Below are 13,746 nucleotides of genomic sequence, written 5' to 3' on the forward strand. Positions count from 1 at the left end.
TTCGGCTTCGGCTTCGGCTTCGGCTTCGGCTTCGGCTTCGGCTTCGGCTTCGGCTTCGGCTTCGGCTTCGGCTTCGGCTTCGGCTTCGGCTTCGGACAGGATCAGATTGTCTGCCGGACAGCAATACAATCGGTGATCCGAACCTAAATGCCTCCGACGTCCAGATCTTCGGGCCCGCCCCGGCGCGGGACCACTCGCCTATGTCCGGTCGCGCAACGCGCCAAGCCTCCTCAAGCCGTACGAAAGCGAAGAAGCAGATCTTCCCGCGCTTCCCGCACCGCCTGCGACAAACCGCGCCCCCGCGCAAGGGACACGGCCATGGCGCTGGCCAGATGACAGCCGGTGCCGCGCAGGGTCTTGTCGATCCGCGGCGCGGCAAAGCGAAGGGGGGTGTCGTCCCTCTTGTAAAGACGGTCCTCCACCTGCACCCGGTCCGACCCGTGCCCCCCTTTGACCAGCACCGCGCCAGCCCCGTGGCGCAGCAGGTGCCCGACCCCGGCCGTTTCGCCGGTGGACAGCGGGGACAGCGCTGCGAGCTCGGGCAGGTTCGGCGTGACCACACTGCACAGCGGCAAGAGTGTCGTCAGCAAAGCATCCTGTCCATCCGCGTCCAGCAAGACCATGCCGGAGGAGGACATGAGAACCGGATCCAGCACGATCGGCAGATCCGCCGGGACGCAGGTCTTTGTCAGGGTCTGCGCATGATCCTTTGGCGGGCCCTCCTTTAAGCCTGCCTGCACAGCCTCGGCCCGGGTTTCAGTCCGGGTCGTCACACGGGGCTCCGCCAAAGTGGCCGCCACCATCCGGGTGATCGCCCCATTGCACAGCATGCCGATTTTCACCGCGTCCACCGGCCCGGCCGCGCGGATCTGGGCCTGCACCACCTCAGGCGAGACCGGGTCGCAGGCGAAACCAGCCTGATCCGTCTGAGCTGTGACAGCGGTGACGGCGACCGTGGCCTGCCCTCCCAGGCGGGTGACGGTCGCAACATCGCGCAGGATCCCCGCACCTCCGCTAGAGTCCAGACCGCCGATCACCAGCACACGGGTCATTCCGCCACCCTCGCCATCGGGGCGGTGCAGATGGCGACGTTCTGATGCCCCCGTTGGATCAACTGGCGCGCCGCGCGCCAGGCCCGCAGACCAGTGACGCATTGGAAGACCACGCGCTGGTCTGCCTTAGGCCTATGCCCCTGCCCAAGGCCGTCGTCCGCCGTCAGGTCGACGAACAGATCGCCCTGCGCGACCTCGGATGCCGCGATGACCGCCGGGATCTGCGCGGGTTCCGGTGCCGCCGCAAAGGACATCGTGTTGACCCGCCAGGATGCCAGATCCATCGACATCAACCGCCCGAGCGGAGAGGGATCGTGCCCCAGCAACAGGCTCAGCGCCATCTGAGCCTGCAGCGCCCCAAGCATTGCAACCACGGGCCCCATGACGCCGCCGGTGGCGCAGGTCTGCGCCTGGCCGGGCAGGTCCGGGAATAACGCCCGAAGGCTGGGCCCAGAGCCGCAGAAGGCACCGACATAGCCCTGGCGACCCAGCACGGACGCGCTGACCAAGGGGACCTTTGCCAACTGGCACGTATCCGAAAGCGCGTAGGACACAGCGAAATTGTCTGCCGCATCAATCACCAGGTCACACTGTCGAACCGCCTCACGGGCCAATACCGGGTCCATTGCCCTGCACTCTGCCCGGATCGCGACATCAGGGTTCAGGGCGACAAGAGCCTCTGCCGAGACCTGGGCTTTGGGTCGTCCAAGATCGGCCTGCCGGAACAGGATCTGGCGGTGCAGGTTATGTTTTTCGACCCGGTCGGAGTCGAATATCCGGATCTCTCCTTTCTCATGCGCAAGGCCAACCCCCGCACCGGCGAGCAAGGGAAGCAGCGTCGCCCCAAGACCGCCTGCGCCCACGACAAGCACACGGGCAGAGGCCAGCCGTGCCTGTCCCCCTGCCCCGACCTCGGGCAGGATCATCTGACGGGCATAGCGGTTCATCCCGCGTACTCCCGCGTGGCGGCAAGCCATTCGGCACAGCGGGCCCCGGGGCTGGAGGCCTCCTGGATATCGGTCACGACGGCGGCGCTGTCCGCCCCGGCGGCGAAAAGCCCGGGCAGGCGTTCGGGGGTCAGCCCGCCGATTCCGACCAAGGGAAGGCTACCGACAAGACCTTTCCATTCGGTTACCCGATCCAGTCCCTGCGGCCCCCAGGCCATCTTTTTCAACAGCGTCGGATAGACAGGGCCAAGCGCGACATAGGCCGGATCCAGCGCCAGGGCGCGCTCCAGCTCGGCCCGGCCATGGGTCGACAGGCCGAACCGCACGCCCGCCCGGCGCAGCGCGGCGAAATCCGCCGTCTCCATATCCTCCTGGCCCAGGTGGACCATGTCGCAGCCCAGATCCAGGGCGATCCGCCAGTAATCATTGACCACCAGTTGCGCATGATGCGCCTGACAGACGGCCTTGGCGCGGGCGATCTGATCGCGCAGCTCGGCCTCGCTCCGGTCCTTGATCCGCAGCTGCACCAACCGCACGCCAAGCGGCACCAGACGCTCCAATGCGCTGATATCGCTGACGATAAGATAGAAGGGATCCAAGCGCATCAGCCCAGCACCCCCATGCCGAAAATCGGGGTCGAGGCCTGCGCCATGTCCCGCACCGGCATCAGCCCCGCGCCATGGGCCTCTTGCCCCGCCGCGATGGCCAGGGCGAAGGCCCGCGCCATGGCGACCGGGTCCAGCGCGCGCGCCACGGCGGTGTTCAGCAGCACGGCGTCAAAGCCCATTTCCATCGCCCGCGCGGCCTGGGACGGGGCGCCGATGCCTGCGTCGATCACCAGAGGAATGCCTTCGAAATGGGCCCGCATCGTGCGCAGCGCCTCGGCATGGCGCAGCCCCTGGCCCGAACCGATCGGTGCGCCCCAGGGCATCAGGACCTGACAGCCGGCCTCGATCAGCTTTTCGCCGACGATCAGATCCTCGGTCGTATAAGGAAAGACCTCGAACCCGTCAGAGCACAGGATGCGCGCGGCCTCGACCAGAGCGAAGGGATCGGGTTGCAGCGTGTCGGCGTGGCCGATCACCTCGAGCTTGATCCAGGGCGTGTCGAAGATTTCGCGCGCCATATGAGCGGTGGTCACGGCCTCTTGCACGGTATGGCAGCCTGCGGTGTTGGGCAGGATGCGGCAACCGCTGTCGCGCAGGAGGTCGCGAAAACCTTCGCCCTGCGGCCCTTCCCGCCGGAGAGAGACGGTGATGACCTCGGTCCCTGACGCCTGGATCGCGTCGCGCAGGATTTGTGGCGAGGGGTATTGAGCGGTGCCAAGCATCAACCGATTGTTAAGCTCTGTGCCGTAGAACATGTCTCAGCCCCCCTGCATGGGCGACAGAACCTCGACCCGCGCACCGGGGTGAAGGGGGCGGTTGCGTGCATCGCGGGGGATGAATGTCCCGTCAAGTGCCGTGGCAACGCTGGCGGCTTCGAAGTTCTGCTCGGTAATGAGGTCGGCAAGCGTCGCGGCTCCGGTCTCGATCGGGGTGCCGTTCAGATCAATGCGCATGGCTCTGGTCCTGTTTTGGGGCTTGGGTGTTTGGGGTGTTGTTTGGGGCGGGCGTGGTCATTTTCGGTCTGGCGGGTGCCGGGGACTGCGCCGGGGTCTGTCCGGTCGACGCATTCCTTCGGACCTGTGACGGCTGCGAAGGCGGCCGAATCGTGCCGGTTTGGCGACTGGTTCGTTCGGGCAGCGGAAGGCGCGCCACAAGGTCGGTGGCCAAGGCCGGGGCCAGAAGAAAGCCGTGACGGTACAATCCGTTGAGGCGAAAGACCGTGCCGTCCTGCCGGATCGTGGGCAGGTTGTCGGGAAAGGCGGGGCGCAGACCGCAGCCCGTGGCGATCACCTGCGCCTCGGCGAAACCGGGGTGAACGGTGTAGGCGGCGGACAGAAGCTCCATCATAGCGCGGGCGGTGACGGGGCCGGTGTCGCCGCTTTCCACCATGGTGGCGCCGACCATGTAGCGATTGGCCGGCCGGGGCACGATGTAGCAGGGAAAGCGCGGGTGCAGCAGTCGGATCACCCGGGTCAGCGTGACGTCGGGCGCATGGAGCTCCAGCATCTCACCGCGCACCGGGCGTAGATGGGGATCTTCGGGGATGGCAGCGGGGCCGCAGCAGTCGATGATCCAATCGCCTCTTGGGGCGGGGCGCGTCTGCACACCCTGTAGGGCGAGGGTGTCACGCAGGGTTGTGAGGGCGGAGACCGGGTTCAGATGCGCCTCACCCGCGTAGAACAGACCGCGGGCAAAGCGGCCGGAAAGCGCGGGTTCCAAGGTGGCAGGGTCAACCCATCTGTGGCCCGTCGTGGCGCTGGCGAAACGGGTCAGTTCCGCCGAATCGCGCGGCGGGGCCAGCACCAACGTACCGCGCCGGACCACGCCGGGAACGCGGTCCGACCACCAGTCGATGGCCCCGCGGCCACGTAGGGTGACGTCCTTAGGTGCGGATTCACCTTCACAAAAAGGGGCCAGCATCCCTCCGGCAAGGCGGGAGACCGGCGGGGGCGTGCCATCGGGCAGAACAAGTTCGACCTTGTGCCCTGCCTCGACCAGGGCGGTGGCGGCGCAAAGCCCCGCCACCCCTGCCCCAAGGACCGAGATCATTCTGCCGGACCCGATGCGGCGGGCGAAGGTTTTGCCGATGACTGCGCGGGCACCTTGTCAACGGATGCTCCTTCGACGTCGGAAACGAGACCTGTATCGGCTTCTGCGGGTACGTAAAGCTTGCCGCCCTTGCGGAACAGATCCGCCATGTCGGCCATGCCCTTGGACTTCTCGGCCTCGGCCCGGATGTCGTGGCTGATCCGCATCGAACAGAACTTCGGCCCGCACATCGAACAGAAATGCGCGACCTTGTGGGCCTGCGCGGGCATGGTTTCGTCGTGCATCTCGCGCGCGGTGTCGGGGTCGAGACCTAGATTGAACTGGTCTTCCCATCGGAATTCGAACCGCGCCCGGGACAGTGCATCATCGCGTGCCTGGGCCCCTGGGTGCCCCTTGGCCAGATCGGCGGCATGGGCGGCCAGTTTATACGTGATCACCCCGGTCTTCACGTCGTCGCGGTCGGGCAGGCCAAGGTGTTCCTTGGGCGTCACGTAACACAGCATCGCGGTGCCGAACCACCCGATCATCGCCGCGCCGATGGCGCTGGTGATGTGGTCATAGCCGGGCGCGATGTCGGTGGTCAGCGGCCCGAGCGTGTAAAAAGGGGCGTCATGGCAATGCTTTAACTGTTCGTCCATGTTGGCCTTGATCTTGTGCATCGGCACATGGCCCGGCCCTTCGATCATCACCTGGCAATCCTTGGCCCAGGCGACTTTTGTCAGCTCGCCCAGGGTGTGCAGTTCGGCAAACTGGGCGGCGTCATTGGCATCCGCGATCGAGCCGGGGCGCAGCCCGTCGCCAAGCGAAAACGACACGTCATAGCGGCGGCAGATGTCGCAGATTTCCTCGAAGTGTTCATACAGGAAGCTTTCCCGGTGATGGTGCAGGCACCATTTCGCCATGATCGAGCCGCCGCGCGACACGATGCCCGTCACCCGGTCGATGGTCATCGGGATCATGTGCAGACGCACGCCGGCATGGATGGTGAAATAGTCGACGCCCTGTTCCGCCTGTTCGATCAGCGTGTCGCGGTAAACTTCCCAGGTCAGATCCTCGGCGATTCCGCCAACCTTTTCCAATGCTTGGTACAAAGGCACCGTCCCGATCGGCACCGGCGCGTTGCGGATGATCCAGTCGCGGATGTTGTGGATGTTGCGCCCGGTCGAAAGGTCCATGACCGTATCGCCGCCCCAACGGATGGCCCAGACCATCTTTTCCACCTCTTCCTCCATCGAGGAGGTGACAGCCGAATTGCCGATATTGGCGTTGATCTTCACCTTGAAGTTGCGGCCGATGATCATCGGCTCCAGCTCTCGGTGGTTGACGTTGGCGGGGATGATCGCGCGACCCTCGGCGATTTCCTGACGGACGAATTCGGGGGTCACAAGTTCGGGCAGGGTCGCGCCGAAGGGTTCGCCATCGGTGGCGTGGCGGGCAAGACGGCCTTCGTTTTCGCGGATGGCGACGAATTCCATCTCGGGGGTGATGATCCCCTGACGCGCATAGGCCAGCTGGGTCACGGCGCGGTCGCCGACGGCGCGCAGCGGCGGGTGCTGCACCGGAAAACCCGGGGTCAGGCGGTCGCCGGTCGCGAAACCATTGTCGGCCTCGGTCACTTTGCGGCCCGCGTAGGCCTCCACATCGCCGCGGGCCTGAAGCCAGCCACCGCGCACAGGTGGCAGCCCCCGGGCAATGTCGATCTGCGCGTCGGGATCGGTATAGGGGCCAGAGCTGTCGTAGACGGTCAGCGCATCCTCTCCGCTGACGGAAATTTCGCGCATGGGGACGCGCAGGGGATGCAGCGTGCCCTCAAGATAGATCTTGCGAGAGGCAGGCAGGCCGCCGGTGGTGATTTCGGGAGCAATGTCTTTCATATCGGTCTCTTCTTCACGATGAGACCCAAGCGAAACGACGATAGAAGGCGGCCACGCGGGCCCGGCACGCCCGGACGGGCACATGCCATGGGCCATCAGCGGCCCGAAAGGACCGCCCCTGTTCAAACATGGGGGGAATTGCCCTTCGGTCTTCCTACGCCAGCGTCAACTGGGTCAGGTTCAAAGGGTCGCGTCACCGGGGTTTCCCCCTGTCAGCCTCTCAGTCCCCTTGGCGGGACTCCCCTGACGTAAGCTTGGGGTAGCACCGTTTGCGGGGCCGTGGGAAGGGGGGATTTGTGAAAAGGGCGGGTGTGCAAAAGCACGACGGCCGCCCGGGTCGGGGCGGCCGTCCTAGGGATGCAAAGGGCTGGACCGATCGGTCCAGCAAATTTGAACGAGCCCGAAGGGGGGCTAGCCTTACAGCCCCTTGGTCAGGTCGTCGATCTGCGCCAGGCGCTTCAGCACCGCGGGCAAATCCTGGATCGGCAGCATGTTCGGCCCGTCCGAGGGCGCATTGTCCGGGTCTTCGTGTGTTTCGATAAACAGCGCCGCGGTGCCAACGGCCACCGCCGCCCGCGCCAGGGTTTCCACGAATTCGCGCTGACCGCCGGTCGAACCGCCCTGCCCGCCGGGCTGCTGAACGGAATGGGTGGCGTCGAAAACCACCGGGTATCCGGTCTGCGCCATGATTGGCAGGGCACGGAAATCGGACACCAAGGCATTGTAACCAAAGGAGGTTCCGCGTTCGCACAGCATGATGCGGTCATTCCCGGTCGACGCGACCTTGTCCGCCGCATGCACCATGTCCCAGGGGGCGAGGAACTGACCCTTCTTGATGTTGATCGCGCGCCCGGTTTCCCCGGCAGCCAGCAGAAGATCGGTCTGGCGACACAGGAAGGCGGGGATCTGCAGGATATCGCAGACCTCGCCGGCGGGGGCGCAATGGCCGGGTTCATGCACGTCGGTCAGCACCGGGCAGCCGAATTCGCGCTTGATCTCGGACAGGACATGCAGGCCCTTTTCCATGCCCAACCCACGCTTGCCCTTCAGCGAAGACCGGTTCGCCTTGTCATAGCTGGCCTTGAACACCCAGGGGCGGTTCGCGGCCTCGGCTGCGGCGGCAATCTTTTCGGCCAGCATCCGCGCGTGATCCAGGCTTTCCATCTGGCAGGGGCCCGCGATCAGCATGTAGGGCGCGGCGTTCGAGACCTCGATCTCACCGATCTTCAGGGTTTTCATGCGATACCTTCCTTCTTCAGGACACCTTCGATGCGGGCGACGTCCACGGGGTTGTTCAGCTCCCAGAACACACGGCCCTTGCCTTCGACCGCGACGCAGGCCACGGGCCAGCCGTTTTCCAGAAACCGCAGCTGTTCAAGGCCTTCGGCCTTTTCCAGCGGGCCTTCGTCCCAGCCGGCATAGGCGGTCAGCGCCTCGGGGCGGTAGGCGTAGCAGCCCACATGGTGCCAGACCTGCGGCGGAGATTCGAGCGATCCGACGTAAGGCAGCACCTCTTTCGAGAAGTAGATCGCCGTGCCGTCCGCGCGCATGACCGCCGTGGTGCCGCCAACGCGGCCTTCCTTGCGGTCGGTGACAAAGTTCGCCAGCGTTTCAGCATCGGTCAGCAGGACCGGCGTCGCCATCTGGGCGTCGGGGTTGGCCTGCATATGCGCCACCAGATCCGAGACGAACCAGGCGGGCGTCAGCGGCGCGTCGCCCTGCAGGTTCACCACGACCTCGGGGGTTTCGGGCAGTTGCGCAACGCCTTCGGCGCAGCGTTCGGTCCCGTTGCGCGCCTGGGACGAGGTCATCAGGACCTTGGCCCCGAAACCCTCTGCCGCAGCGCGGATGCGGTCATCGTCGGTCAGCACATAGACCGCGTCGATGCCGGGCACGGCGCATGCGGCTTCCCATGACCTTTGGATCAGGGACTTTTTCTCTCCGCTCGCGCCGGTCAGTTCGACCAGCGGCTTGCCGGGATAGCGGGTCGAGGCATAGCGCGCCGGAATGAAGACAACAGTTTTCATGGGACCCCCTCAGGCCACGCCGACGCGCAGGGCGTCATGGATATGCACCAGCCCTTCCAGCTGGCCGTCGGCATCCACGGCAAAAAGCGCCGAGATCCGGTTTTCGTTCATGATCCCAAGGGCATCGACCAGCAGGATATCGGCGGAAATGGTGCGCGGGCTGCCGGTGGCGACGCCCCCGGCGGTGCGGTCCAACAAGCCCTGAAGGTTGCGCCGCAAATCGCCGTCGGTGATCACACCGGTCAGCTTTCCGCCTTCGGTTACCGCGACGACGCCGAACCCCTTGGCCGACATTTCCAGCAGGGTGTCGCCCATGTCGGTCTCGGGCGTGACGACGGGAAGCGCTGCGCCCTTGTGCATCACCGCGCGCACCGTCAGTAGCTGTGCGCCCAGGGTGCCGCCGGGATGGAAGGTGCGGAAGTCGGCCTGGTTGAAGCCCCGCGTCTCCATCAGCGCCACGGCCAGCGCATCACCAAGCGCCAGCGTCATCGTGGTCGAGGTCGTGGGTGCCATGCCGATGGCGCAGGCCTCGGGGGCGTTGGACAGCAACAGCAGATGATCGGCCTGCTGCGCCAGGGTGCTGTCGGCGTTCTTGGTGATCGCGATCAGCGGAATATCAAAGCGGCGGGTGTGCCCGATGATGTCGGCCAACTCCTTGGTTTCGCCCGAGTTCGAGATCAGGATGCAGGCGTCATTGCGGGTGATCATGCCCAGGTCGCCATGGCTTGCCTCGCCCGGATGCACGAATTGCGCGGGCGTCCCGGTCGAGGCCATGGTGGCCGCGATCTTGGCCGCGATATGGCCGGATTTCCCCATGCCCGAGACGATGACGCGGCCGGGCACCTGGATCAGCCGGTCGATAACGTCGGTGAAGTCCTCGGTCAGTTCCGAGGCAAGCTGCGCCAGGGCGGCACTTTCCGAGGTCAGAACCGCGCGGGCGGTTTCAAGGGCTGTGGTCATGGTCGGACTTTCAAGGATCTTTGCTGTCCGGGTGATAGCCTTGATGCCGCGAAGTGTCCAACGCTGCGCTTGGGTGGGGGGGGATCACGCGAAAATCGGTGCCAAAGGTCACGTCTTTGTCATTGGAAACCTCGGCCAGCCCGGGCTTGGCGCGCGGGGGCAGCAGGTCAAGCGACGCTACGAAAATGTGAGGCAGATCCAACCGCGATCAGCGCCCGTAGCCGATCCGATGCCACAACGGCAGACCCCAGCAACGGAGAACCACCATGTTTCGCAGAACCCTTCTGTCCCTGACCGCCGCCACCCTGATCGCGGGCCCCGCCTTGGCCGGATCGCATTCCATGAAGAAAGACATCGTCGACACCGCGGCCGAGGCCGGGTCCTTCACGACCCTGCTGGCCGCAGCCGAGGCCGCCGGCCTGGTCGACACGCTCAAGGGCGAAGGCCCGCTGACCGTTTTCGCGCCGACCGATGACGCCTTTGCCGCCCTGCCCGAAGGCACCGTCGACAGCCTTCTGCTGCCCGAAAACAAGGACAAGCTGACCCAGATCCTCACCTATCACGTGGTCGCAGGCGCGGTGAAATCCACCGATCTGAGCGATGACATGAAGGCCGCCACGGTCGAGGGCAGCGAAATCACCGTCGATCTGGACAATGGCGTCATGATCAACGACGCGACCGTGGTTCAGGCGGATATCGAAGCCTCGAACGGCGTGATCCACGTGATCGACAGCGTGCTGATGCCGGGCATGTGATCCCTCCGGGCCGGGTCCTTCCCAGCCCGGCCTCCCTGGGGCGGCCTGATCTTCGGGCCGCCCTTTCACGTCATTCGGCCAGGTTCACATCATTTGGTCAGACGGCGCAGCATCGCCCGGACGATCACCCGATGCGCCAGGCCGACGGGGATCATGTAGACCCGGCCAAAGAGGTTCTTGACCACGACGGATGAGGTCACGGTGACCTCTTGCCCGTCGACCGACAGGCAGGTCATGACGTCCAGGTGCCGGTCGCGTTCGGTCAGCACCAGAAGATCCGGTCTTACGTCCTCGACCAGGAAGAAATCCAGATGATCGCCGACCGCGACGGATGTGGGTCGCGCGTTTCCGGAAAAACCGCCGATCCGCTTCACTCCAAAGCGCGACGCAATCGCATCGCGGATGCGAAAGGCCAGCGATAACAACGGCAAAGGTCGGTCCTGCATCCGCATCCAGGCGTCGAGCGCGGTCAAGGGGGCCGGCACCGTGACGCTTTGCACCGCGTGATAGTTCAGCCCGTCGCGCGGGGCCAAAAGCGGGACGTCGGCAATCGCAACCATGGGAACCTCTTACAATTTGGCAGTCTTGAGACGGTGTGACCCGCCTGTGCTGAACCACTTAACCATGGGCCGGTGATCCGCGCCCAGTGACGAAATGTCCCGCAGGCGGCGGGTGCCAACGCGCAGCGAAAAGGGCGATCGAAGCCGCCCTTTTGTCTGTCAGATCAGGCCATTGGCCCGGTTCATTCGGCCTAGTGCACCGTGGCTTCGTCAGGCGTGCCCCGATCCGAGGTGCCAAGCCGGTCGCCGATGATCAACCCGTCGGCCCCGGCACTGACCGGAACCGAGTCGCCATCCTTGACCTCTCCGCCCAGCAGCGCCTCGGCCAATGGGTCCTGGATGGCCTTCTGAATCACGCGCTTCAGCGGACGCGCGCCAAAGACCGGGTCATAGCCTTCGTCGGCCAGCCATTTTTTCGCGGCCTCGTCCAGCTCCAACCGGATGTTGCGGCCTGCCAGACGTTTCAGCAGACGCGCCATCTGGATGTCGACAATGCCGTCCATATCCGCCCGTCCCAGCCGGTCGAAGACGATGATCTCGTCCAGACGGTTGAGGAATTCGGGACGGAAATGGGCCTTGACCGCATCCATCACGTCGCGTTTCGCCGCGCCTGCATCCGCCCCTTCCGGCAGCTGGCTTAGCGCCTGCGCGCCGAGGTTCGAGGTCAGCACGATCAGCGTCTGCTTGAAGTCCACGGTGCGGCCCTGACCATCGGTCAGCACACCATCGTCCAGCACCTGAAGCAGCACGTTGAAGACATCCGGATGGGCTTTTTCGACCTCGTCGAACAGCACGACCTGATAGGGCCGGCGGCGCACGGCTTCGGTCAGCACACCGCCTTCGTCATAGCCGACATAGCCCGGAGGGGCGCCGATCAGACGCGCGACCGAGTGTTTCTCCATGAATTCGGACATGTCAATGCGGACCATCGCGCTGTCGTCATCAAACAGGAATTCGGCCACGGCCTTGGTCAGTTCGGTTTTCCCGACACCCGTCGGCCCGAGGAAAAGGAAAGACCCAAGCGGCCGCCCCTCGTCGTTCAGACCGGCGCGCGCGCGGCGCACCGCATTGGCCACGGCACGCACGGCCGAGTTCTGGCCGATGACGCGCTTGTGCAGCCCGTCTTCCATGCGCAGCAGCTTTTCACGCTCGCCTTCCAGCATCTTGGTCGTCGGAATGCCTGTCCAGCGTTCGACCACCTGGGCGATCTGTTCCGGACGCACGGCTTCCTCGACCATGACGCCATCGGCTTCCTGTGCCTCGGCCTCGCCCAGCTGTTTTTCCAGCTGGGGGATGATGCCATAGGACAGTTCGCCCGCCCTGGCCAAGTCCCCGTGACGTTTGGCAATTTCCAGGTCGGCACGGGCGCGGTCCAACTGTTCCTTCAGCTCGCGCGCGACGCCCAGCTTGTCACGCTCGGCCTGCCATTTCGCGGTCATCTCGGCGGATTTTTCCTGCAGGTCGGCCAAGGCCTTTTCCTGCTTCTCCAGCCGATCCTTCGACGCGGCGTCGTCTTCCAGCTTCAGCGCCTCGACCTCGATCTGCATCTGCAGGATCTGGCGATCCAGCTGGTCGAGTTCTTCGGGTTTGCTGTCGACTTCCATGCGCAGACGGCTGGCGGCTTCGTCCACAAGGTCGATGGCCTTGTCGGGCAGGAAACGGTCGGTGATATAGCGGTTCGACAGGGTCGCCGCCGCCACCAGGGCGCTGTCCGAGATCCGCACGCCATGGTGCAGTTCGTACTTTTCCTTGATGCCGCGCAGGATGGAAATCGTGTCCTCGACCGTCGGTTCCTCGACCATGACGGGCTGGAACCGGCGGGCCAAGGCCGCGTCCTTTTCGACGTATTTGCGGTATTCATCCAGCGTGGTCGCGCCGATGCAGTGCAATTCGCCCCGCGCCAGCGCCGGCTTGATCAGGTTGGCCGCGTCCATCGCGCCATCCGTCTTGCCCGCGCCCACAAGCGTGTGCATTTCGTCGATGAACAGGATGATTTCGCCTGCGGCGGTCTCGATCTCTTTCAGGATGGCCTTCAGGCGTTCTTCGAACTCACCGCGATATTTCGCGCCGGCAATCAGCGCGCCCATGTCCAGCGCCAGAAGCTTCTTGTTCTTCAGGCTCTCGGGCACGTCGCCGTTGATGATGCGCAGGGCCATGCCTTCCGCGATCGCCGTTTTACCAACGCCCGGTTCCCCGATCAGAACGGGGTTGTTCTTGGTCCGGCGGCTCAGCACCTGCATCGAGCGGCGGATTTCGTCGTCGCGCCCGATGATCGGGTCGATCTTGCCTTCTTCGGCGGCCTTGGTCAGGTCGCGGGCGTATTTCTCCAACGCTTCGAAAGTATCCTCGGCATTGGCGCTGTCTGCGGTCCGGCCCTTGCGCACGTCGTTGATCGCCTCGTTCAGTTTCTGTGCCGTGACGCCGCCGGCTTCCAGTGCGTCCTTGGCGGGGGATTTGACCAGCGCCAGCGCGGTCAAAAGCCGTTCGACGGGCACAAAGCTGTCCTTGGCCTTTTCCGCGACCTTCTCGGCCTCGGACACGACGCGGACGGTGGCATTGTCCATATAGACCTGGTCACCGCCGCCGGTAACGACGGGGATCTTGGCCATGGCCGAATCAACCGCCTGTTTCACGGCCTTTGCGTTGCCGCCCGCCTTGGCGATCAGGTTGCTGGCCAGACCTTCGGGGTCATCCAGCAGGGATTTCAGGATATGCTCGGGCGCGAGCCTTTGGTGGTTTTCGCGAATGGCGATGGTCTGGGCGGCCTGGATGAAGCCGCGCGACCGCTCCGTGAACTTGCTCAAGTCCATGGTTCTTCTCCTTTTCAAAGCGTCCCTCTTGGCCGCACCCTGATTAGGCATGCCGCCGCGGAACCTCTGCATTGATCTGGGTTCGAAAATGCGCGGATTCAAGC

13 protein-coding genes and 1 riboswitch are annotated in these 13,746 nt (G+C 64.8%); of the genes, 1 reads left to right on the plus strand and 12 read right to left on the minus strand.

The genetic code is table 11. From position 1 onward, the window contains the following. Nucleotides 1-230: 230 nt before the first annotated feature. From thiD to BMX99_RS05905, 10 genes are all read right to left on the minus strand, one after another. Nucleotides 231-1,052 carry a bifunctional hydroxymethylpyrimidine kinase/phosphomethylpyrimidine kinase gene (gene thiD, locus BMX99_RS05860; RefSeq protein WP_093448559.1) on the minus strand — a complete coding sequence of 274 codons (822 nt, stop codon included), beginning with the start codon at nt 1,050-1,052 and terminating at the stop codon, nt 231-233. Next, nucleotides 1,049-1,999: a HesA/MoeB/ThiF family protein gene (locus tag BMX99_RS05865; RefSeq protein ID WP_093448561.1), complete on the minus strand. Its 951-nt coding sequence runs from the start codon at nt 1,997-1,999 to the stop codon at nt 1,049-1,051. Before BMX99_RS05865 ends, thiD begins: the two co-directional genes overlap by 4 nt. Next, nucleotides 1,996-2,598: a thiamine phosphate synthase gene (locus tag BMX99_RS05870; RefSeq protein ID WP_212632885.1), complete on the minus strand. Its 603-nt coding sequence runs from the start codon at nt 2,596-2,598 to the stop codon at nt 1,996-1,998. Before BMX99_RS05870 ends, BMX99_RS05865 begins: the two co-directional genes overlap by 4 nt. Before the next feature lie 5 nt (nt 2,599-2,603). After that, nucleotides 2,604-3,362, minus strand: a complete 759-nt coding sequence (locus BMX99_RS05875) for a thiazole synthase (RefSeq protein ID WP_093448564.1) — start codon at nt 3,360-3,362, stop codon at nt 2,604-2,606. Between the two features lie 3 nt (nt 3,363-3,365). Beyond that, complete coding sequence (gene thiS, locus BMX99_RS05880) at nt 3,366-3,560, minus strand: sulfur carrier protein ThiS (RefSeq protein WP_093448566.1); 195 nt, start codon at nt 3,558-3,560, stop codon at nt 3,366-3,368. Further along, nucleotides 3,550-4,656, minus strand: a complete 1,107-nt coding sequence (locus BMX99_RS05885) for an FAD-dependent oxidoreductase (protein ID WP_093448568.1) — start codon at nt 4,654-4,656, stop codon at nt 3,550-3,552. The genes thiS and BMX99_RS05885 overlap by 11 nt, the downstream gene beginning before the upstream one ends. Then, nucleotides 4,653-6,530: a phosphomethylpyrimidine synthase ThiC gene (gene thiC, locus BMX99_RS05890; protein WP_093448570.1), complete on the minus strand. Its 1,878-nt coding sequence runs from the start codon at nt 6,528-6,530 to the stop codon at nt 4,653-4,655. The genes BMX99_RS05885 and thiC overlap by 4 nt, the downstream gene beginning before the upstream one ends. 134 nt (nt 6,531-6,664) lie before the next feature. Further along, nucleotides 6,665-6,785: riboswitch (TPP riboswitch) on the minus strand. Between the two features lie 162 nt (nt 6,786-6,947). Beyond that, nucleotides 6,948-7,769 (minus strand): 3-deoxy-8-phosphooctulonate synthase, encoded by an 822-nt coding sequence (gene kdsA, locus BMX99_RS05895; protein ID WP_093448572.1) that lies wholly within the window; start codon nt 7,767-7,769, stop codon nt 6,948-6,950. Further along, nucleotides 7,766-8,557 (minus strand): 3-deoxy-manno-octulosonate cytidylyltransferase, encoded by a 792-nt coding sequence (locus tag BMX99_RS05900; RefSeq protein WP_093448574.1) that lies wholly within the window; start codon nt 8,555-8,557, stop codon nt 7,766-7,768. Before BMX99_RS05900 ends, kdsA begins: the two co-directional genes overlap by 4 nt. Before the next feature lie 9 nt (nt 8,558-8,566). Next, the gene (locus BMX99_RS05905) at nt 8,567-9,517 is read right to left on the minus strand and encodes a KpsF/GutQ family sugar-phosphate isomerase (RefSeq protein WP_093448576.1); all 951 of its coding nucleotides are present in this window, start codon (nt 9,515-9,517) and stop codon (nt 8,567-8,569) included. 266 nt (nt 9,518-9,783) lie between these two features. On the opposite strand from BMX99_RS05905, the gene BMX99_RS05915 reads away from it, so the two are divergent. Continuing rightward, on the plus strand, nt 9,784-10,272 hold the full coding sequence (locus BMX99_RS05915) for a fasciclin domain-containing protein (protein ID WP_093448580.1): 489 nt from the start codon (nt 9,784-9,786) through the stop codon (nt 10,270-10,272). 89 nt (nt 10,273-10,361) lie between these two features. On the opposite strand, the gene BMX99_RS05920 is transcribed toward BMX99_RS05915, so the two are convergent. Beyond that, a complete protein-coding gene (locus tag BMX99_RS05920) occupies nt 10,362-10,832 on the minus strand; it encodes a DUF2867 domain-containing protein (RefSeq protein WP_093448582.1) in 471 nt (156 codons plus the stop codon). A gap of 191 nt (nt 10,833-11,023) precedes the next feature. Further along, the gene (gene clpB / locus BMX99_RS05925) at nt 11,024-13,642 is read right to left on the minus strand and encodes an ATP-dependent chaperone ClpB (protein WP_093448584.1); all 2,619 of its coding nucleotides are present in this window, start codon (nt 13,640-13,642) and stop codon (nt 11,024-11,026) included. Between the last annotated feature and the right edge of the window lie 104 nt (nt 13,643-13,746).

It is taken from the genome of Pseudooceanicola nitratireducens, from assembly GCF_900109195.1.
GTDB classification, from domain to species: domain Bacteria; phylum Pseudomonadota; class Alphaproteobacteria; order Rhodobacterales; family Rhodobacteraceae; genus Pseudooceanicola; species Pseudooceanicola nitratireducens.